This is a genomic window from Paenibacillus sp. YAE3, from assembly GCF_057546105.1.
In genome coordinates, this window is record NZ_BAAIYF010000013.1 from 147265 (window position 1) to 168335 (window position 21071).

General features: G+C 54.2%; 15 protein-coding genes. 3 read left to right on the top strand and 12 right to left on the bottom strand.

Going from position 1 to position 21071, the window contains the following annotated elements:
- Nucleotides 1-216: 216 nt before the first annotated feature.
- Together AC27KL_RS22820 and AC27KL_RS22825 are read left to right on the top strand one after the other, a co-directional pair.
- Complete coding sequence (locus AC27KL_RS22820; protein ID WP_487171171.1) at nucleotides 217-1377, top strand: hypothetical protein; 1161 nt, start codon at nucleotides 217-219, stop codon at nucleotides 1375-1377.
- 77 nt (nucleotides 1378-1454) lie between these two features.
- Nucleotides 1455-1973 (top strand): hypothetical protein, encoded by a 519-nt coding sequence (locus AC27KL_RS22825; RefSeq protein WP_487171172.1) that lies wholly within the window; start codon nucleotides 1455-1457, stop codon nucleotides 1971-1973.
- A gap of 114 nt (nucleotides 1974-2087) precedes the next feature.
- Here the strand turns inward: AC27KL_RS22825 and AC27KL_RS22830 are convergent, their stop codons facing one another.
- The 3 genes from AC27KL_RS22830 to AC27KL_RS22840 all read right to left on the bottom strand — a co-directional run bounded on the left by AC27KL_RS22830 (nucleotide 2088) and on the right by AC27KL_RS22840 (nucleotide 9827).
- Nucleotides 2088-2915, bottom strand: a complete 828-nt coding sequence (locus AC27KL_RS22830; RefSeq protein WP_487171173.1) for a sugar phosphate isomerase/epimerase family protein — start codon at nucleotides 2913-2915, stop codon at nucleotides 2088-2090.
- A gap of 206 nt (nucleotides 2916-3121) precedes the next feature.
- The gene (locus AC27KL_RS22835) at nucleotides 3122-6556 is read right to left on the bottom strand and encodes an S-layer homology domain-containing protein (RefSeq protein ID WP_487171174.1); all 3435 of its coding nucleotides are present in this window, start codon (nucleotides 6554-6556) and stop codon (nucleotides 3122-3124) included.
- 244 nt (nucleotides 6557-6800) lie between these two features.
- Complete coding sequence (locus AC27KL_RS22840) at nucleotides 6801-9827, bottom strand: glycoside hydrolase family 2 TIM barrel-domain containing protein (RefSeq protein ID WP_487171175.1); 3027 nt, start codon at nucleotides 9825-9827, stop codon at nucleotides 6801-6803.
- Between the two features lie 181 nt (nucleotides 9828-10008).
- On the opposite strand from AC27KL_RS22840, the gene AC27KL_RS22845 reads away from it, so the two are divergent.
- Entirely contained in the window at nucleotides 10009-10839 is an 831-nt protein-coding gene (locus AC27KL_RS22845; RefSeq protein ID WP_487171176.1) for a helix-turn-helix transcriptional regulator, read from the top strand.
- 114 nt (nucleotides 10840-10953) lie between these two features.
- On the opposite strand, the gene AC27KL_RS22850 is transcribed toward AC27KL_RS22845, so the two are convergent.
- The 9 genes from AC27KL_RS22850 to AC27KL_RS22890 all read right to left on the bottom strand — a co-directional run bounded on the left by AC27KL_RS22850 (nucleotide 10954) and on the right by AC27KL_RS22890 (nucleotide 21054).
- Nucleotides 10954-11988 carry a Gfo/Idh/MocA family protein gene (locus AC27KL_RS22850; RefSeq protein WP_487171177.1) on the bottom strand — a complete coding sequence of 345 codons (1035 nt, stop codon included), beginning with the start codon at nucleotides 11986-11988 and terminating at the stop codon, nucleotides 10954-10956.
- Between the two features lie 246 nt (nucleotides 11989-12234).
- Complete coding sequence (locus AC27KL_RS22855; protein ID WP_339322710.1) at nucleotides 12235-13134, bottom strand: 3-hydroxyacyl-CoA dehydrogenase; 900 nt, start codon at nucleotides 13132-13134, stop codon at nucleotides 12235-12237.
- 58 nt (nucleotides 13135-13192) lie between these two features.
- Nucleotides 13193-13714, bottom strand: a complete 522-nt coding sequence (locus AC27KL_RS22860; protein ID WP_487171178.1) for a MarR family winged helix-turn-helix transcriptional regulator — start codon at nucleotides 13712-13714, stop codon at nucleotides 13193-13195.
- Between the two features lie 168 nt (nucleotides 13715-13882).
- A complete protein-coding gene (locus tag AC27KL_RS22865; RefSeq protein ID WP_212951500.1) occupies nucleotides 13883-14170 on the bottom strand; it encodes an alpha/beta-type small acid-soluble spore protein in 288 nt (95 codons plus the stop codon).
- Nucleotides 14171-14339: 169 nt separating this feature from the next.
- Entirely contained in the window at nucleotides 14340-15734 is a 1395-nt protein-coding gene (locus AC27KL_RS22870; RefSeq protein WP_487171179.1) for a sugar porter family MFS transporter, read from the bottom strand.
- Between the two features lie 214 nt (nucleotides 15735-15948).
- Entirely contained in the window at nucleotides 15949-17289 is a 1341-nt protein-coding gene (locus AC27KL_RS22875) for an AraC family transcriptional regulator (protein WP_212952619.1), read from the bottom strand.
- The gene (locus AC27KL_RS22880; protein WP_246537268.1) at nucleotides 17264-18724 is read right to left on the bottom strand and encodes a sensor histidine kinase; all 1461 of its coding nucleotides are present in this window, start codon (nucleotides 18722-18724) and stop codon (nucleotides 17264-17266) included. Before AC27KL_RS22880 ends, AC27KL_RS22875 begins: the two co-directional genes overlap by 26 nt.
- Nucleotides 18725-18726: 2 nt before the next feature.
- The gene (locus tag AC27KL_RS22885; RefSeq protein ID WP_487171180.1) at nucleotides 18727-19716 is read right to left on the bottom strand and encodes a substrate-binding domain-containing protein; all 990 of its coding nucleotides are present in this window, start codon (nucleotides 19714-19716) and stop codon (nucleotides 18727-18729) included.
- Nucleotides 19717-19815: 99 nt separating this feature from the next.
- Nucleotides 19816-21054 (bottom strand): ATP-binding protein, encoded by a 1239-nt coding sequence (locus tag AC27KL_RS22890; protein WP_036714417.1) that lies wholly within the window; start codon nucleotides 21052-21054, stop codon nucleotides 19816-19818.
- Nucleotides 21055-21071 lie beyond the last annotated feature (17 nt).

Genomic DNA, 21071 nt, shown 5'->3' on the forward strand with positions numbered 1-21071 from the left:
TCTTATCCCCGAACCTTTTTCAGGGCCGCCTGCGGGCGGCCTTGTTTCTTTTTCCCGGAGCTTTCAACCTTTCCAACGCATTTTGCATGTAACCTAAACCCGTTTTTTCCGTATATAGGCATATAAAACACGCTGTTGCTTTCAAAGTAGCCGGACGCGTATAGTGAGATTGGTTTTCTTATTCTTAAAAAATCCAATGGCATGGGAGGGAAATGATTGATTTCGACTACCGATCAGGATTGCATTCATGAACGCGCCGATCGGCGTATGGAGCCTTTTTACTGGATACTGACCTTCGAGGTCATGACGTTCGTGTTGGCGCTTGGCGCCGGGCTTGTCATCGGCCCGCTGTACTTCGCCTACAGGTACCAATCCTGGGCCTTCCTGCTGCTGATCCTGCTGGTGCCGGGGTTCTGGCTGATCCGGTTCTCCGTCCGTTACTTGCGGTCCGCGATTCGCAAAAACCGTCTTCTAAGCCGGTACAGATTGTGCCGCGACCGGATCGAATACCGGATATACCATCATCCCGATCCCGAAGTCAGCGAAGGGACGATCCCGCTGGATCGGGTTGAACGGATTTACGTTTCGTATTATGTCGCGCTGTACCATTATGCCTACCGAAAAAGCAAATTCAATGAACAACAGCCGACGTATCATATTTTGCCGATGATCAACGTCGTTTACCGGGAAGAGACGGACCGGCGCGTGCTGGGCGTTCCCTTTTTCGAATATTTCGATGCCGAGCAATGGCTGAAAGAGCTGCAGAGCCGGGACATTCCGATTTGGGCGACCGCCGTGCTGCCAAATGCCCTGCCAAAAGAGGAGCAGCTGCCCCAGCTTGAAGACGAATCCAATTCAAGGCCTTTTCCTTTCCACCATCATCTGCAAAAAGAACTGGAGCAGCTTGTCAGGGAAATCGAACACGGCAGACCGGGTCAAGCCGCCAATGCAGAGAGCCCTCCCCAGCAGGAGGCCGGTACTCGCCATCCCGCAGGGATCAAGAGATTCAAGCCGCAATGGACGACACCGATCATTTTTGCGCTTTTATTCGCTTTCGTATACGTTTTTCTGAAGATTGCCTTCAAGGGAAGCATTGCATCGGACGGCGTCGGCATTTGCTTTGCCGTTTCGCTCGTCGGCGGACTAATCTATCTGTCTTTGGCAAAACGACTGACGTACTGGGTTCCGCTGCGCTATGCGATCATATTGTTTTTCGGATGGGCCCTGATCGGCGCAATGATGCCGGAAACCGATACCGGTGCCGGCGAAGAGTATTACGTCTCCACGTTGACGGCCGCCATCTTCGCAGCGTTTGCCATTTGGCCGGTCTTCGGCATCCTGTACTGGATTCGCCGCCGGCGCCGGAGCCGCTCTTAACATGAAAAGCCGGTCGGACTTGAAGCACAAGCAAAGCAAGATGAAAGGAGGCGTCGGCACTGTCGCTCTATACGGAAATGTTTTTTTCCAAGTGGCATCTGATTACCCTTGTCCTGATCGTGATCGCTTGGGTGGCGCTGATTGCGGGCGGATATGAACGGCGCGTGGTGCTCCGCAGCGGTTTCGGGGCGGTCGTCATGCTGTACATCGTTACGACGATTCCCATCGCTACGATCACGTACAACGAAAAATCGATGGAAATGAAAATGCGCGCGGAAGTCGCCCGCCACTATGAATATAAAATGGAGCAGCTCGGCGATTCCGTGCGCGAAATCGACCGTTTGGCGCTGGCCGCCGGGTCGTTCCGCGATGACAAATCATTCAAAATCAAATTATATGCCGGAAACTACAACGATTCGTACCGATTCACGGGAACCTTGATCGTCACAACCTATGATGAGCAGGACAAAGAGCTGGATCGGAGAACCTACGAAAAGGTGACCGTTGAACCCGGCGAAGTCAAGGAAATCGATACGTATTATTCATCAACGTCGTTCGAAAAGTATAGATACGAATTTATACCGCAAAATGAATGAAGCGCTTGGAAGGGGTATCGATTCGTTACATGTATGATGCAAGGGGCGCCCGTCGGGTGCCCCTTGGCTTTTCATCCTTTCCGAATGGTTTCGGGAACCAGCCCCACCTTCTCCTTATCCCGCGCTTTGCTCCGCCTCGCCGTAGGCGTCCAAAACGGCGCGGAAGCTTGCCGCAACATCCCTGGGATTTTCGTAGCCGGCTTCGTACATAAACGGGCCGTCGTAACCGATGTCGACAAGCGCGCGCAGCACGGCCCCCCAGTTGACGATCCCGCGGCCCGGGATCCAGTGCCGTTCGTCCACGCCGTCATAGTCGGACGCATGCAGCGTCCTGATGCGGCGGCCGATGGCACGGATGAAGTCCTCCGGCGTTTCCGTCAGCAGATGGTTCGTATCGCAGCACACGGCCGCTTCGGGGGCGTCCTTGATGAGCGCCGCGATTTCCGCGGCGTGGTTGCCCAAGCAGGTCCGCGGAAGATCCTCCACGGCCAGGCGCAATCCCCGCTTCGCGGCCTCGCCGCTTAACAGACGGACGGCTTCTCCGGCTCTTGCAAGCCGCTCTGCCCGCTCCTCGTCCGGAATCGGTTCAAAGCTCGGATGGATGACGAGCATTTTCGGTCCCCAGCCCTTGGCCCAATCCATGATCTCGACAAGCCCCTCGATGGCGGGGCCGCGAACCGCGTCATCCAGATCGGAAATGTCCCAGAGGCTGCCGAACGGCAGGTGCACCGACCAGATTTCGAGCCCCAGCTCCGTCGCCGCCTGTACCGCCCTGCCGTAACGCGCGAAATTCGCCTGCGTCACCGTATCCGCAGGCGCTTGGTAGTTGTCCAGGTTCAGCTCGATGCAGGAAAAACCGGCCTCCCGGATCTCCTCAAGGGAGTGCCCCTCCTTGTCGTCCCAATACGTGCCCAGCTTCCATTCCGCGGGATTGATCCCCATGACGTTTGAACCTCCATTCAAATATTCTGGTCATTGATGTGTTTTTCCCATCTTACACCGCAGCAACTTGCGAAATCACTCTTATTTTTTAAAAAATCGGCAAAACCTTAACGTCATGTTCGTAACAATCCATTCATGAAAAACAGCCCCCGCAGTAAACCGCGAGGGCTGTTTCGATTTTGCCGAATCGTAAAAAAATACAAGGCTTAGTCAATCAATTTCGTGACTTTCAATAGGCGTTCCATCAAGGCTACCGTCTCGGCGCGCGTCATTGGCGATTTCGGAGCCAAATCCTTTGCGTTGCCTTGGGCAATGCCTTCGGACAGCAGCGTCGCCACGGATGGCTTCGCCCATTTGGCTACATTGGACCCGTCTGGGTATCCTGCAAGCAGGCTATTGATCTCGGTCTCGCCGATGGCGTGGCCCGGACGGATCAATTGATAACCGCGGGCAATCATTGCCATGCCTTCTTCACGCGTGATATTCTGGTTGCCACGGAACGCGCCGTCGTCGTAACCGAGGACGATGCCGAATTCGCTGGCGATGGAGATGGCGCTGCGGTACCAAGCATCGGATCGTACATCGTCGAACGTATTCTTCGGTTCCTCCTGACGCATCAATCCGAGTCCCAAAACAACGATCTCCGCAAATTCGGCGCGGGTTACGTTGCGGTTTGGCGAGAACGTGTTGTCACCGTTTCCTTCCAAATCAAGCCGGGCCGAAATATTGTTAACATTGCGCTGCGCCCAGTGGCTTCTTACGTCATCAAAATCTTGAGGATTCCAAATGACCGAATAGGTACCGCTGCTGCGCAGATCATGGATTTCCGCATAATAACGGTTGCCGATTTTCGTCACAACCGTCGGCAAATGGAATACGGTTCCGTCCGGATTGACGACGACGCCGGTCGTAATCCGGTTCGGATCGATGCCTTCCGGCAGCGCGATGTATTTTACGGCATATCCGTTTAATTGTCCGGATCTTACCGTAGATCCTTTATGCGTAAAGGTCATGTCCAGATCAACCGGATCCACCAGCAAATCGTATCCTTTTGATTTCGCCTGGTTTTTGGCGTTTGCGATGACGGCATCCGCAGAACGTTTAATGTCGATATGCACGGCGATATCGCCTGCTGCCGCGTTGCCCAGCTGCTGGGCGATTTTGCTTACATCCAGCTGTCCGCCCGGAACCGGATAAATGGCGAGCTGGTTGCCGATTTCAAGGCTGGCTTTTTTGTCGGCCAGTTTTTGCACATCGGCTGCCGTCAAGCCGTCGACGCTCAGGCTGCCTTCGTTCGGGGATTGGATGGCAAGTTTTTGCCCATTTCCGCCCGATAAAATATCGTTCAGTTTAGAAGAATCAACTTGAACGGATGTCTGCTTTCCGTTATCGGTTGTGGTCGTTTTGCCCGTGGCAAATGGCGTATCGTTGCCGTTTACGGACGTATCAATACCGGAATTACCGGACGGCGGTGTAGGCGTTGGGCTTGTCGTGCTTCCGCCGCCGTTATTGCCGCTGTTGCCGCTGTTGCCGCCGTTGCTTCCGCTGAATTCTCTATAGATCGTAATCGTATATTCTTTGACATTGTTATCCGCATCCGTCACGCGAACGACGATCGTATTTTCGCCTGCATGCAGCGGCAGCTTGTCGCTTGCCGTGCCATTAGCCGTTTCCGTAAACGGACCGCCGTTGAGCGAAATTTCGATCTTGGAATTCGGATCAAACAACTCAGGGTTAATCGTCACGCTATACACATCGTTCGTAACGGTAGCCTGATATTGTGTTGCGCCATTAAATGGTGGAGACAACGGGATTTTCGTTCCGTCCCAGCTGTTTACCTCCAGCCCGGCAAGCGCAGTATGATCCGTCGTGTCGACTTGAATGTCTTTTGCGGCTTTGGACACCTTGGTGTCTTTTTCGGTCGCCGCTTCTACTTTATAATTTTTTCCGTTTTCCAGCGGCTTGGATGGCGTAAAGCTCCAGTTGCCGTTCGGATCGGCCGTCACGATTTGCACATCGATCTGCACCCCGGACTCATCGTAAACGGCAACGGTTACCGTCGCGCCCGGCTCTGCCGAACCTGTAATTTCCGGCTGCGCGGACGTTACCTTCTCGCTGGCAGGCCCATCAATGGAAAGTTCGGGCAGGACGGTGTTGACGGTCAAATCTTTGCGTCCCGTCGTGGTCTCGAGCTGATCCTTTTTCGCGCTGACTTCGTAGGTGTATTTGCCGTCTTTTAATCCCGGTTCGGGAACGTAGCTCCACTCCCCGTTCGGGCCGGCCGTCACCTCGACCGGTTGTCCAACGACGTTGCCGGCTTCGTCATAGACAGCAACCGTTACCGTCGCGCCAGGAGCGGATACGCCGCTAAACACCGGTTTTTCTGTGTAAACAGTGTCGCCGCCCGGTTTTGTGACCTCCAGCTTGAGCTTCAGGTTGTCTTGCGCCTTTTTCAGAGCTTTCTCAGCCGCATCAACATCGGCTTGGGTTTTGCTCGTTTGGTTCAGGATGTTTTTCGCGTCTTCCAGCGCCTTTTGATACTCCTTCCAGCTGGCTTCGTCATAATCTGCTTGATTCAGGGCGTCTCCGTTTTTAATCTCCTCGTTTAAATCGGTGACATCGACGAAGTTGACCGTTTTGGTGGCGCTGATTTGGATATTGTTATCGTTAGGCATGCCGCCGTACTCGACGATGTAGCCTTTTACATTTGCATTATTAGGAGCATAGTCATTCCACTTCCCGGCTGTTTTAACGGTACTACTCGGATCGTCCGGACCGAAAATATGGGCAACATATTCCGTTCCTTTGTAGTCGTTAGGTTCCCCGGAGTCCCAATTAGCATATCCAACCGCTTTGGGATTCTTTTGAGAGTAGCCTGTATAAAATTGCAATCCGTTGCCGTTGTCCTCATTACCTTCCGGACCCGTTACCCAACGCCAATCCCCGGTATTTCTGACTTCACCATTTTTCCGTTGAATATCCTCCGCACCAATCCATCCGAGGCCTTCCGTTTTTTCCTTCACAAAGGTACTTTCTTCTGCTGAAGTAATCGTTACAAGATACCCTTTGCGCCCAAAGTAGTCCCGATCTTTAGCGGCATCTACCGCTTGGCCCCAAGTAATTGAAGATCCTGTATTGATATATTCGTAAAAATGTCCATTCCCTTCATACGGCAGTGCGCTGCCAAGCGAAAACTTAATGGTTCTGTCCGATACCTTACCTGAAGCAGGCGTAAACAAGACGCTGTTCAGCGCATCGATGTACTGCTGAGCGGTTGCGGCTCCCGTTAATTTAAGGATCCCGTTTTGGTCGTTATATTTACCCTTGATTTCGTTGGTATCCGTAAATTCCAGCTTGTCCCCCGGTACAAACCCTTCAATGATTACCGTTGCCGCATCCAAAGGCTTATCGTAATCAATCGATAAATTTCTATCGATGATTACGCTTTGAGCTGACCCGTTTCTGTCGTAGTTTACGCTCGTTGTCCCATTCGAGGTCTTGATAGCCACATCGGGATCAGCCGCTGCCGCGTTTGCCGTTAGCGGAGCAAACCCCGCAGGCAGCCCGCTTACGGTCAGCATACAGGTTAGCAAGGCTGCAGTCGATTTTTTCCACCTTATTTTTTTCCTTTTTGTAGACACGATCTCTCGTCCCTTCCTTAATGTTGTCGGAGAAATGTCCCACTCATGGTGATTATTTTCCTTCGACGAAATTCTGCAATTTCCCCATTTTTACATTGTAGCAGCCGGAACTATACCAAATCTCTACAACCCATTCGTCTCCCCTAAAATAAAGGGATGCCCCGATATTTCTTCCGGAGCACCCCAAACTCATACGTTATAAAATATTGAATACTGCATCATGTAACGTTTATCCCTTGATCCCCTACTCGTCCTCCCCAAACACCGGCTGAATCGTCACCTCGAACGTAAACGACTTTTCATTCAGCTGGTATTTCTCCATCAGACGCGGTCCGCAGGAGTTGGAGCCGACGCCGCTCATTTTGTAGTCGAGATGCACGATCGTTTCGTCGCGGCGCACAAGCTCGACGTTATGCTGAGCCTTCGTCAGATCCCCGGGCGTATAATGGCTCGCATTAAAGGAGAATCTGTCCGGCGCCGTGAAGCGGAGCCCCATGCCCAGATGGTTGCTTACCACCGCCCATTCGGTATGATAACGGGAGCCGTTTTCCTGCGGCATGATGTAATCGGTATGCATCTGGTCGACGCTCGTATGATATACGTCCCGCTTCACGCTCAGCTTCTTGTCGATGTAGCTCTCATGCGGCCCCAAACCGTAATAGGTTACGGCCTCGTTTCCTTTTGGCATCGTAAGCTGCAGGCCGAACCGCGGCAGGAAATCGACCGTTCCCCCGACTTCGACGTCGGTTCTAATCGTAATGGAGCCATCCGCGAAAACGGACCATTCAGCCGTCCCCCTCAGGATGTTCCGGATCGAATATCCGCCCATGGAATAACTCACTTCGATCGTCACCCGGTCGGAAGCAGGCTGCTGCCAGCATACGCTGTACACCTTCGTCACGGCCCGGTCCAGCCCGGCGTTCGCCCAGGCATGTTTTTCGTTGCGGTCATTGTCGGTGGGCGCCCGCCATACCTCGAAATGCGCCGGAGCGGCAAGCATGTTGACGCCGTGCTTCGCGATCCCCGTGAAGGTGCCCAGACTCAAGTCGAACGTATGCTTGAAATCGAACCCTTCGATGACGAGCAGCCGTCCCTCTTCAGCGGCGTGAACCGATTTTGCAGGACCCACAGCGCCGCCTTGCTCCGCACTCGTCATACGCGGTCTGACTTCAAATTGCATGCTTGCAATCCCGTATCCCGCTTCTGCCCAAACCTGATCTTCGTTCAGGACCACGATAAACTCCAGATCGACGGCTGCAGCTATCGAGGCGGGAATATTCAAGTCGACCGTCACCTCCGCGCTTGCATGCGGAGCAAGCTCCGGCACGGCGAGTTCTCCATGCGCAAGAAGCGTGCCTTCGGCTTTCAAGCGGTAGCGGATCGCAAGCTTGCCCAGCGTGCTGAAATCATAGCGGTTCGTGATGCTGAAACGCCCTTTCGCCGCATCGATCGCTTCGATCTGCACCGGAGCGTAGACCTCCTTCAGTTCCAAAAGCCCGATATTCGGCTTGCGGTCCGGGCTGACCAATCCGTCGAGGCAGAAATTGCCGTCATGCGGTTTCTCGCCGAAATCGCCGCCGTATCCATAAAACGGCCTTCCGTCTTCGGTATAGGTTTGAATGCCGTGGTCCACCCATTCCCAGACGCAGCCGCCCATCAACTTCGGATAAGCATAAATGATCTCCCAGTAGTCTTTGAGATCGCCCGGGCCGTTGCCCATCGCATGGCTGTACTCGCAGAGAAACATCGGTTTCCGTTTTCCGTCGTCCTTCGCGTAAGCCTCCAAATCGGGAACGGACATATACATGCGGCTTTCCATGTCCAGGCAGCTTTGATCGAATTCTTGCTCCGGATCATGGGCTGCGCTTTCGTAATGTACGAGCCTGGACTGATCGCGGGCATGCGTCCATTCGGCCATCGCGACATGGTTCGGCCCGTAATAGGATTCGTTGCCAAGCGACCAGATGATGACGGAGGCATGGTTTTTGTCCCGCTCCACCATGCGGATTTGGCGATCCAGGAAGGCTTCCTTCCATTCCGGATTTTTCGGGAAGCTTCGGTTGTCTTTCGTGCCGTAATAAAGCGAAAAATCGCCGTGGGACTCCAAATCCGCCTCGTCGATCACGTAAAAGCCGAACTCGTCGCAAAGATCCAGAAAACGCGGATCATTCGGATAGTGGGAGGTGCGGATCGTATTGATGTTATGCCGCTTCATCAGCTTTAAATCCTCGATCATATGCCGGAGCGGTATCGTTTGGCCGAGCTCGGGATGGGAGTCATGGCGGTTGACCCCTTTGAGTTTGATGTCTTGTCCGTTAATACGGAATACCCCGTCTTTGATTTCGATGCGGCGGAAACCGACCTTGAAGCGCAGAACTTCCTCCCCGCTCGAAATAAAAACCTCGTACAAATGCGGATGTTCAGCGTTCCAAAGCATGGGTGAATCCACCGGAAGGTCGAAGGCATGTTTTCCGTCCACGTCTCCGCGCTGATTCAGCAGTTCCCGCCCGCTTGGATCCGTCAGCTGAACGCCAACGGACGCGGCGCCGGTGGTATCCACCTCCACCCTGATCCGTGCCGACTTCAGATCCTCGGCAAGCTCGGTCCGGCAGAACACGTCGCGAACATGGGCTTGATCGCGTGCCAGCAGGTACACGTCCCGGAAAATGCCGGTGTAACGCCACTGATCCTGGTCCTCCAAATACGAGCCGTCGCACCACTTCAGCACCATCACGGCGATTTTATTGCTGCCTTGGCGCACGTACGGAGCGATGTTGAACTCCGCCGGGACGCGGCTGCCCTGGCTGTATCCGACGTATGCGCCGTTAATCCACAAATAAAAGCAAGCGTTTACACCCTCAAACATAATATACGTGTCTTTGCCGGACCATTCCGGACCGATCCGAAACTCCCTGACGTATAATCCGGCGGGATTGTCGTCCGGCACGTAAGGCGGATCATAAGGGAACGGATAATTGACGTTCGTATATTGAAGCTGGTCGTAACCCTGCACCTGCCAGCAGGAAGGAACCAGCAGGTCATCCCAACCCGATGTATCGTACCGTTCCCCGGTCCAATCGGTGTCAACATCCTTTGCGCGCGGGCGATAATTGAATTTCCAGCTGCCGTTCAGCGTTTGGTACCAGGGCGAGCCCGCCCGTTTGCCGGAACGCGCGCTTTCCGTGTCTCCGTAAGGAATATAGGAAGCGCGGGCCTCTTCGCGGTTCTCTTGCAATATTTTTGGATTCTCCCAATAAGGTTTTAAGGTCACTTGGATTCCGACTCCTCTCGTAAGCGAACGATGGCCGCATGCACTCGAAGGGCATCGTCCCCGCTTCAGCGTTATGTTATATTAACATTATAAAAGGGGCGTACAGCTTGATACAGAACGCGATTTTCTTATTTATTCAACGATTTTCACATCATGCCGCTATCGCCTGAGGGGTGGGAACATGGCAAACAAACTTGGATTTCTGATGCAAACCGACACGGTCATGAAGCTGCCCGTCTATATGACGGGCGCCGGGCATTGGGATCACCAGGACCCGATCCACAGACCCGGCGGTTATCCCCAATTCCAATGGCTGCACTGCGTATCCGGCCAAGGAGAACTGGCGGTCCGCGGGCAAACGTACCGGGTCAGACCCGGTTCGGGCATGTTTTTGTACCCGGATGAGGAGCATGCCTATTACGGCGTTGAAAAACCTTGGGAAGTGTATTGGATGACCTTCTTGGGGCCGGAGGTGGAAGCGCTGGCACGGCTTGCCGGCATGAACGAGTCCGCGGTCTATCCGGTACACAGGCAGGAGCTGATCCTCAACCACATGAAAAATGCGCTGTCCCTAACGTTTTCCGACAAACCGCTTGCGGGGCTGGAATGCTCAAAGCTTGCCTACATGTTTTTTATCGATCTGATGACGGACATGACCATGCACGCACCCTCCACCGATCAAGGATATTTGCGCCTTCAGCCCGTGTTTGACTACATGGAGGAACATTACGCCCGGGATCTTCCGCTGCAGGAGCTTGCCCTGCAAATCGGGGTGTCCGCCCAGCATTTGTGCCTCCTGTTTCGGAAAATACTGAACAAACGCCCGATGGAGTACCTGAACCAGCTTCGCATCCACAAGAGCAAAGAACGCCTGCTGGAATTTCCCGAAGCCCGAATCGGCGAAATCGCAAGGCAGGTCGGATTTACGACGCCGGGGTACTTCAGCACGTTATTCAAACGAACCGAGGGGATGACCCCGGAGGCTTTTCGCAAGCTGAACGGAGTGAGGTGACATTTGCCTACAAAAAAAAGACGCGCCCGGGTCCCTATCGCCGCTTAAAGCGACAAAGGAAAATGCCCGTACGCGTCCCTATTCATTTAAGGGGCAGAAACGGCCCGTGACCGATTACAGCACGATCTCCCGTCCGCGTTCGGCGGACTCGTAGATGGCGCTCAAAATTTTGATCATGTCGACGCCCTGCTCCGGCGTGAAAATCGGCCGCTCATGGCCGAGCACGCAGTCGATGAAATGCTGAATGTTGGCCGTATGCTGCGGAATCTCGTCCTTAAAATACGGTTGCTGGTTGATCAGCGCTCCTTCGTTCTCCAAATAGAGGTTCAGCTTGTCGTTGACCAGGCTGAAGCCGCCTTCGGTGCCTCTCCACTCCAAAAATTTTTCCTCTTTTTCGATATTGGACGCCCAGCTGAATTCGATCTGCAGCGACGCTCCGTTATCGAACCGGATGAAACCGGCCGCCAAGTCCTCGACGTCGAACGTGCCTTCCGGCACCTTGCCGGACGCATCCGGACGGTCGGCGAATTTGCGGTACGTCGAGCCCGATACGGTAACCGGCTTCGGATTGCCGCTCAGCCACATCGCGAGGTCGATCATATGTACGCCCAAATCGATCAGCGGCCCGCCTCCCGACAGCGCCTTCGTCGTAAACCAGCCGCCGCGCCCCGGTATGCCCCGGCGCCGGACCCAGCCGCAGCGGCCCATGTACAGTTCGCCCAGCTGGCCTTTTTCGACCAGCCTTTTAACGTACTGCGCCTCCTGCGAAAAACGGTTGTTGCGCATCACCATCAGCAGCTTACCGGTTTCCCGGGCCGCATCGGCCATTTTTTGCGCTTCGACCGGATTGACCGCATCCGGCTTTTCGCAAAACACATGCTTGCCCTGCCGCAAGGCGGCGACGGCGATTTCCGAATGGAACACGTTCGGCGTGCTGATGCCGATGATGTCGATCGACGGGTCCGCCAGCACTTCGCTGAAATGGTCGTACACCTTCGCTCCCGGAAAGTTGGCGGCCAACGCCTCCGCGGAAGCGCGCAATGCGTCGCAAAAGGCGACGATCTCCACCTCGGGCCGGGAAAGCCAGCCCGGCAAATGGGCCGATTTAAACATGCTTCCTGTCCCGATAATGCCTACCTTTAATGTCATTCAAGTCTCTCTCCTTCATAAGTTCTACGGCTATGCCGGAGCCTGCATAGACCCCCCGAAAATAAATAGAACTGCTCCTGACGCGACGTAAGCGAATGCCCCGCATTTTTTTTAAAATAACACATCTTCCCCCATTATTCACCAACGAAAAATTCAGCAAACCAAACCGAAAAAGGAGCATGGGACGGTACTCCCCATGCTCCTTCCCAGCCGGTCGGATGTTACGATCGATATGGTTGCCGCACTTTAGTTTTTCAAGAAATCCGGTTGTGCGAAGCTGGGATTCGGATATTTGTAGAAGCCTTCTCCCGTCGCTCTTCCCAGCTTCCCTTTGTCGATATATTCCGATTTCAGCAGGTCAGCTATTCTTTGGAACTCTTCGTCCCCTGTCGCTTCCGCTTTCGCGCGCCCGATATTGTATGCGGTGTTGATGCCCACCACGTCCAAAATCGCAAACGGTCCCATCGGCGCTCCCGTTGCCACCATCCAGGTTTTGTCGATCGTTTCGACGTCGGCCACTTCCTTGATCAACAGGCGCTGAGCCGCATCCAGCAGCGGAACAAGCAAAGAGTTCAAAATATACCCCGGCTGTTCTTTATGCAAAGGCAGCGCAACCATGCCAATCGCTTTCGCGAATTCGACCACGTCCTGGAACACGCCCATGTCCGTTCCCGGATGTTTCATGATTTCCGCCGTATTGTTTTTCCAAATCTCGTTGGCGAAATGCAGCGCCAAAAATTTCTCCGGACGGCCCGTAGCTTCAGCAAATTGGCTTGGCAGCAGGGTGGAGGAGTTGGTCGCAAAAATCGTTTTTTCCGGGGCTGCCTTTCCGAGATTCGCATAAAAATCGGTTTTGATCGAAACGACTTCCGGAATGGCCTCAATCACCAGATCGGCATCCGCCACCGCTTGCGGCAAATCGCTGCTGAACGACATCCGGCCGTATGCCGCCTCAACCTCTTCCTGCGTTGCTCCCAGATCCGCCTGATAATGCGGCTTCAGCTGCGAGATTCTCTCTTTGGCGCGTTCCAAAGCTTCATCATTGATATCATATACCGTCACCTGAAATCCCTTAAAAGCGGTTTGGTACGCGATTTGGCTGCCTAAAACGCCGCTTCCGGCAACCGTGATGTTTTTATAGTTCATGATCGGTTCCTCCCAAGTCATAAGTCTGTTGATTCATGCGGAGACGGGGCAATCCAGGTCACCCTTCCGCTTGGGGTTCGTCCTCCCGGCGGAGTTTCACGAATCCCCCCCGCAGCTTGGCCAATCCTTGAAGCAGCGAGTCGATGTCGCTTTCCCCGAATTCCGACACGAGCTGGTTCATTAAGGAAAGAAACAATGGCGTCATTTCCTTTACCTTGCTTAAACCGGCCTCCGTAATGGAAATGACCATGCCGCGCCGGTCGCGGTCGTCCAGCTCGCGCGCCACATGTCCGCCCTTTTCGAGGGCGTCGATCATGGAGCTTACCGCTGCCCGGGTTACCTTCAAATGGTCGGCCAACGCCGAAGGATTGGACCGGCCGTCCGGCTGATAACGGAGCACGCAGAGCAGCATGTATTGCCCGTAGGAGATGCCGAATTCCCGAGCGCGGCGCTCCAGGTCCTTCTGTATTTCGGTGGTGAGGAAAAACAGGTTGGCCAATACCCTCCCCGTTTTGTATTCCGTTTCCGAAACATTCAATTTGCCCGAGTATCGTTCGATCGCATGCAAGAAATGAAACATCTGGTCCCCCCACGTATATAGTTCACTTTTTAATAATAAACCAGTTAACTAATTTTGGTCAACGTGAAGGGAACATATCCTTTTAATGAACCACGGCCGGATATGTTCCTTTTAAACCATTCGCTATCCTCGAGTCTGCAAGCCGTTTTGCCGCGACGGCACAACCGATTATTCGTTCCCGCCGCGGTCCACCATTTGCTGCTGCGCCAGCCGGATCATTTCGCGCACCATCGAACCGCCGATTTTGCCGCCGATCTGGCCCGCCGACTCCGTGGTTAAATTGCCGTTGTTGCCCGGCTCAAGCGGAACGCCGAGATCCTTCGCCACTTCATACTTCACGTCGTCCGGACGGCTGGGATCCACGTTGTAGCCCTCGCGCCGCATCACTTCCGCTTTAAACGCCTGCATGCCGCGCTCGGCTCCCGGGACCGCGTATCTTCTGTTTCTTCTGGACATTGCACTCACTCCTATACTCATGTTTTTAACTAAGTTGCCCGAAACATGGAGCCGCCATCCTTGCTAGTTTCTGGCCCGGCGATACGGATCGGGAACGAACATGAAAAAAAGGATGTCCCCAAAAGTCGCAAACGACTTTTGGGGGACATCCTTTGTTGTTTTCACCCGTTTAGGCTTGCGGCTTGTTAGCCGCCCATAATGACTCGAGGTCTTCCAGGGATTTTTCCTTCGTCTCCGGAACGACGCGCCAGCTGAACACGACGGTAACCAGCGACATGATGCCGAAAATCCAGAACGTCATCGCCGGACCCGCCGAGGACAGCATCGGAGGGAAGGCCTGCGATACCACGTAGTCGGCCGCCCACAAGGCCATCGACGAAATCGAGGTGGCAATGCCGCGCACGCGGTTCGGGAAAATTTCCGAAATGACGACCCATACGACCGGTCCAAGGGACACGGCGAAGGCAGCCACGTAGATCAAAATGAAAATAAGCACGAGCGGTCCGGACGTATGCCCCGTTTGGAAAGCTATGCCGATCACGGCCAAGCAAATCGTCATGGCGGCCGAACCTACGAGGAGTAGCGCCTTGCGTCCAACTTTGTCGATCAGCCAGATGGCCAAAATCGTGAACAGCAAGTTGATCAAGCCGACCAAAATGGTCTGGATCAGCGCCGCATTCGTGCCCGCTCCGGTCTCTTTGAAAATTTCCGGCGCGTAATACATCACCGCATTGATCCCGGTAATCTGCTGCAGGATCGCAAGACCCACGCCGACGATCAAGGCCATGCGCAAGCCGGGCCCGAACAGCTGCCGGAACGATCCTTTTTCCTGTTTGAACGATTCTTTAATATCAAGCACTTCCTGCTTCGCCAGCTCTTCGCCGTGGATGCGCAGCAGGATCGGAAGAGACTCGGCCGCCCGTCCCTGCTTGATCAGCCATCTTGGGCTTTCAGGCACCAAAAACAGCAGGACCAGGAACAATACGCCGGGAACGACGCCGGCTCCGAACATCCAGCGCCATGCGGAGGATACGTCCCAAGCATCGTCGCCCAAACTTGAAATCCACAGATTGACGAAATACACGAGCGAAATGCCCGTGACGGTGGCCAGCTGGTTCAATGCAACAAGCCGTCCGCGGTATTTGGCGGGAGCGATTTCCGCATTGTAAAGCGGGCATAGGGTAGAGGTAATCCCGATGCCGATGCCTCCGATCATCCGGGCGACGATAAAACCGCTGAACGTGCTCGGAATCGCCGAGCCGACGGAACCGATGATAAAAAGAATGGCCGCCGTAATCAATATTTTTTTGCGTCCGAATTTCTCGCTGAGCACCCCGGTGCTCAAAGCGCCGACGACACAACCGATGATCAAGCTGGAAACGGCCCAGCCGACCTCGAATTCGCTTAAATCGAAACGTATTTGCATAAAGCCGACCGCACCCGAAACGACCGCGGTGTCAAACCCGAACAACAAACCGCCGAGAGCGGCGACGATCGAGACCAACGTGACGAACTTCATGCTGATTTGCTGTTGATCGCTTACTTGCTGTATGTTTGAGCTCATCATCCGATGTCTCCTTCTATGATGTAATAGGATTAACGAAAACTGCTGTTTCCATACTGCAGATTTCTTTAATACCATTGTAACACCGGGGACTCTGCACTTATTTGCGTTATGACAGCATAAAATTGCCCGGGGTCCCGGTCCGTTCCGCAGGACTAGCATTATTTTTTCCCGGCCACAACAAAAAAGTCCATGCCATGCGGCATGAACTTTATCAGGATTGAAGATGCACCCGATATTCCGAGGGGGACACCCCCGTCACTTTTTTGAATACGCGGCTGAAATAATTCGGATCTTTATAACCTACCGCGTAACAGACCTCCTTCAGGCTCAGCTCCCCGTTTTTCATCAAGTCCTTGGCCTTGTCGATGCGAAGCCTTGTCACATAGTCGATAAAGGTTTCGCCGGTCTGCTGTTTGAACACTTTGCTGAAGTAATAAGGATTCAGATGAACATGCTCCGCCGCATCCTCCAGCGACAGCTCCTCCTGGAATCTTTCGCGTATGTACGCCAGCGCCTTGTCCAGCATATTCGTCGTGTTCTGCTCCCGCTCTTCCCGGATCTGCCTGATCGCCAGCTGGACGTAGGTGCTTTCTTCGGCCGGTCCCTTCCCGTAGGGACCCTCCGCTCCGGCTCCGTCAGCGGCCTTCAGATCCTCGAAACGATAGAGGCTTCCCCATTTGTCCTCGAACTTGGAGGCAAACACGGCCTCATAATAGGACCGCCTGATCCCTGCCGCCTCGCTCTGCACGGAACCGATGCCGACGGAAATGGTGATCCCGCATTGGTTGGCAAGCGATTCGGCCAGCTTGGCACCTAATTGCGCGGCACCTTCCCGTAACGCTTCATCGCCGGCCTGCGGACCGGCAAGCAGAAATACGGCCATATGGCTGTGGACCATGGAGCTGACGACGGCGCCGCAGCGGTCTTTGGCAATGTCATGCGTTAGCGTTTTGACCGTGTCGTACACCTTTTTCTTCTGGTCGCCGATCTCCGGAAAGGCAAGCACGATGGCGCAGCCCTTGCCTGCAGGCAGTTTCAATATGTCGGCCAGCTGCGAAACCTCGGTCTCGTTGACTTGATCGGACATAAAATGGAGCGCCAATTCCGTTTCCGCAAGCGGCAGCAGCTGAAAGAACTTGTCCCGGACCGCCAGCTGCTCGTTGCGTTCCCGCCGGTCCTCCGCGATCTCATCCACCAGCCGTTTCAGGACGGCGGCAATTTGCTCCCGCTTGGCGGGTTTCACCAAATATTCGTGCACGCCAAGGGATAAGGCCTGTTTCGCATAATCGAAATATTCATAGGCGGTGATCAGGACCATTTTGACGCCGGGATTGTGGGCCTTGATTTCCTTCAGCGCCTCAAGCCCTTGAATGCCGGGCATTCTGACGTCCATCATGACGATATGGGGGTGGAACTCGGCCGCTTTCTGAATCGCAGTCCTTCCATTTTCCGCATGCATGATTTGAAACGTGTCCGGCAGCATCCGGTTCACGATCCATTCGATTCCTTCCCTCTCCAGGGCTTCATCATCCGCGATCAACAGGCGATACATGGTTTTCCTCCTTTCCCCGGACAGGTATCCTCAGAATGACCGTCGTCCCTGCTCCCGGCGCGCTTTCGATGCGGACCAGATCCTTTCTGTCGTAAAAAAGCTCCAGCCGTTTGAACACGTTGCGCGTGCCCAGGCCGGTGGAATGGCCGCTTTTGCCGTCCGCATTCTTCGGGGACGCCTCGTCGTAATGGAGCAGCGAATCCCGAATCTCTCCGCTCATTCCGGCCCCGTTATCCGATATCGACACCCATGTTTCGTCCGGCTTGCACTGAACCGCCAGTTTGATGACGGCTCCTTCCTCCATGCCCTCGATGGCATGCACAAACACGTTTTCGAGGATCGGCTGCAGCGTCAGCACGGGCACCAAAACGTCCAAGCCCGCCTCTTCGATCTCCGTTTCGAACCGGATCCGTTCCCGGAAACGGGCCTGCTGGATGATGAAATACTCCCTTGCATGCTCCACTTCATCCCGCAAAGGCACCGGACGGTCCAGCTGACGGAGGTTGTAGCGGAGCAGGTTGGACAAGGAGACCGTCAGATCGCTCGTTTTTTCGGCCCCTTCGATCAAAGCCAGCTTGGATAGCACGTTTAAGGAGTTGAACAAAAAATGGGGGTTGATCTGATTTTGCAGCACCGCAAGCTCCAGCTCTTTGACGAGCCGGTCCTTCTCAAGGCCTTCCTTTTCCTTTTGAATAAGCAGCTTCAAATTTTCCTGCATCTGCCGAAACGCTTCGGATAACGTCCGGAATTCGTCGTGGACTCCCATCGGAGGCGGGGTCGCTTCCAGATTGCCCTCTGAAATTTGCTCCGCCGTCCGGACGAGCCCCTGAATCGGTTTCGTGATCCGCAGCGAAATCCAATAAGCAAACACGAGACTGATCACGGTATTCGCCGCAAACACGGCTATCCCCCAATGATTCATCACATCGGTTTGCACGAGGATTTTCCGGTAAAACGGCTGATAGTAGCTGAGCTCCTGATCGATCAATTGATAGGCCTCTTCCCGGATGAACCCGGCCGTCGTCTCCGCGTCGGCATAGGAGGACGCATAGGCAAGCGGCGTACGGCTGTTTAACGCGTCCATCACGCTTTTTTCCTGCGATATAAACGTTGCCAGCATATGGCGGTAACTCCGGACGGCAAGCTCGACCGAAGCCACCGGCTGCTGTGCCGACAGGCTTGTCTGCAGCGCTTTCAGCTCGGCTCTTTGGTTTTCGAATTCCTTGAGGCTGCCGGGGCTGCGGTCCATGATATGGACGTTGATCGCCCGCAGGTTCTCACGGGTCTTCTCGTCGATTTGTTTATATAATAATACCCGGTCGAGCATCATATTATAGCTTTGCTGCACGGTGCGACCGCTCTGGAATACGAAAAAGGACACCGCATTGTTCAAAATAAACAGCAGCGGGATAACGATGAACAACATTCGGCGCATATTCACGGCGCAGTCCCTCCCGTTTGCCCATGCTCCCGAACGAGAACGCTCGTCGCAATAAAATGCTGCGGCGGCAGCTTCTCCCCCCGAAACCATCGATCGAGCAGACGAATGGCTTGTGCGCCGATTTCCCGCGGCTCCTGCACGATCGAAGCTTCAATGTCTCCCGCCGCGATGCCTTTGCGGGTTGCCTCCAAATCGTCAAAACCGTATACGCGCACGTCTTCCCTGCCCGCTGCCTTCATGCCTTCGAGAATGCCTCCGGCATCAAGCGCGCTGAATCCGACGATGGTGCCGATCTCTGGATGCTGACGCAGCATGGCCTCTGCCTTTTTGGCCGCGCCGATCCGCGAGATGTTCGACGAACGGACATCGACGACTTGATAACCGGGTATCCCCGAGACATACGCCCGGAATCCTTCCAGCCGCTGCCTTTGGTTGTCCGCAAACTCGCTGCCGACGATGACGCCGATGCGTCCGCCGCCTTGGGCGCTTCCGACCACAAGCTCTCCCATCCGCTCTCCCGCCTTGCGGTTGTCCGTGCCGACGTAAGCCAGACGCCGGCTTCCCGGCTCGTCCGCATCGACCGTCAGCACCGGAATCCCCTGATCGATGGCTTTGGCGATGAGCCGGTCGTAATCGGCACTGCCGAGCCCTTGAACCAATATGCCGTCCGGTTTGGCGGCAATCGCTTTTTCCAGAAGCCTGGATTGCTCCGAAGGGTCGATCCGGATCGGTCCCGTGTAGTCGATTTTCATCCCGAGCCGCTCCGCCGCTTGATCCGCTCCCTGCTTCATTTCCCGCCAGAACGGATTATCGAGCTCCTGCGCGATCAGAACGATATGCTTTGCGGGCGGAGCCGCCGCTTTGCCGGGTTCCATGCGATGGATCAAATCATCCACCATCGTCGTCGAAGCGAAAAAACGAATCAGGACGTACCCAAAAACCAAAACGACCACGACCAGTCCGAGGGACCACTTCCTGTTTGACATGTTCTCCCTTCTTTCAGCGCAAGCGTTTCTATCGATCATTTTGCCCATTCCAATAGTATACCATCATGCGCCAAGCCGGGTGATGCCCCCGGTCGAAAATCAGGTCGGAATCGTAATGAGGAACGTCGTGCCTTTGCCCTTTTCGCTTTCTACCTCGATGAATCCCTTCAATTTGTCGACGGTGCTGTAAACCATCAGCATGCCCAGGCCCGTCCCTTCCTCCTTGGTGGAATAATACGGCTTGCCGAGCCGGGAGATTTCTTCCTTGGTCATGCCGACGCCGGTGTCCTCGATACGGATGACGATATTTTGCTTTTTCTCCGAAATGTCGATGAACAGTATTCCGCCGCCCTTATCCTTCATCGCTTCGATCCCGTTTTTGTACAGGTTGATGAGGCACTGCTGGACCTGGTTCCGGTCGTAATGTTTTTTCAGCGAATTGTTGAAACTGAACGCCACTTCAACCTTGTGGATGGACGCGTAAGGCATGATGACGCTTTTCGTGTATTCCAGCTCCTCGCTCATGTCGGAATAGACCATGTTGTCGGATTGCGGCTTGGCAAACGAAAGATAGTCGCTGACGATTTTTTCCGCGCGCCGCAGCTCCTGCAGGGACAATTCCACATATTCCTTTTCCTCCGGCCCGATCGCCTTCGATTTGCTTAACAGCTGGAGAAATCCGCTCGTAACCGTCAAGGGGTTGCGGATTTCGTGGGATACGCTGGCCGCAAGCTCGCTGACGACGTTCAGCCTCTCCGAATGCATGATCCGGTCGCGGTTTTTCATGTTGGAAATGATCTTTTCGATGAGCACCATCAGAACTCCCATAAACGCCACATACGTCGTTAAAGTGTTAAGGGCGAGCACCCCAAAGTGATTGTTTAATGCCCCCGTGGCAAAACTTAAAGTACACAGGTAAAAACCGATCGTCAAAAAAGAGGCGATCATCGCCCAAAGAATGCGCCCCCTGGAGCTTAGCTTCATAAATTTGGCGCTGTAATACGGCACGATGACCATGATTGTCGTCGAAAAAAGGAAAGACTGCATCGTCCCTTCCCCGCCCACGTAAAACCGGTACAGGTTCAAGATGATATATAAAAGGAATACGCTCCGATATCCTCCATATAACGCGACCACCAGAAACGGAATGTATCTTAAATCCACGATAAACCCGATGCTGAGCTGAATCGGCATCGAAATGCAGAGAATCATCGACGCGGCCGACAACAAAACGAGGATCTTTCCATGGTAATCAGATGGACGGTTCTCGAAAAACACGAGAAAGACGATGACCGGAACCAATAAAAACAGGAAATTTAAAAGCAACGTTTCAAACAAAGGTTAACTTCCTTTCG

Excerpts from the sequence above, each read along its gene's own strand:
- AC27KL_RS22830 (WP_487171173.1), bottom strand. The coding sequence starts at position 2,915 with ATGGGGATCAATCCCGCGGAATGGAAGCTGGGCACGTATTGGGACGAC.
- AC27KL_RS22845 (WP_487171176.1), top strand. The coding sequence starts at position 10,009 with ATGGCAAACAAACTTGGATTTCTGATGCAAACCGACACGGTCATGAAG.
- AC27KL_RS22870 (WP_487171179.1), bottom strand. The coding sequence starts at position 15,734 with ATGAGCTCAAACATACAGCAAGTAAGCGATCAACAGCAAATCAGCATG.
- AC27KL_RS22875 (WP_212952619.1), bottom strand. The coding sequence starts at position 17,289 with ATGTATCGCCTGTTGATCGCGGATGATGAAGCCCTGGAGAGGGAAGGA.
- AC27KL_RS22855 (WP_339322710.1), bottom strand. The coding sequence starts at position 13,134 with ATGAACTATAAAAACATCACGGTTGCCGGAAGCGGCGTTTTAGGCAGC.
- AC27KL_RS22825 (WP_487171172.1), top strand. The coding sequence starts at position 1,455 with ATGTTTTTTTCCAAGTGGCATCTGATTACCCTTGTCCTGATCGTGATC.
- AC27KL_RS22850 (WP_487171177.1), bottom strand. The coding sequence starts at position 11,988 with ATGACATTAAAGGTAGGCATTATCGGGACAGGAAGCATGTTTAAATCG.
- AC27KL_RS22860 (WP_487171178.1), bottom strand. The coding sequence starts at position 13,714 with ATGTTTCATTTCTTGCATGCGATCGAACGATACTCGGGCAAATTGAAT.
- AC27KL_RS22880 (WP_246537268.1), bottom strand. The coding sequence starts at position 18,724 with ATGCGCCGAATGTTGTTCATCGTTATCCCGCTGCTGTTTATTTTGAAC.
- AC27KL_RS22865 (WP_212951500.1), bottom strand. The coding sequence starts at position 14,170 with ATGTCCAGAAGAAACAGAAGATACGCGGTCCCGGGAGCCGAGCGCGGC.
- AC27KL_RS22885 (WP_487171180.1), bottom strand. The coding sequence starts at position 19,716 with ATGTCAAACAGGAAGTGGTCCCTCGGACTGGTCGTGGTCGTTTTGGTT.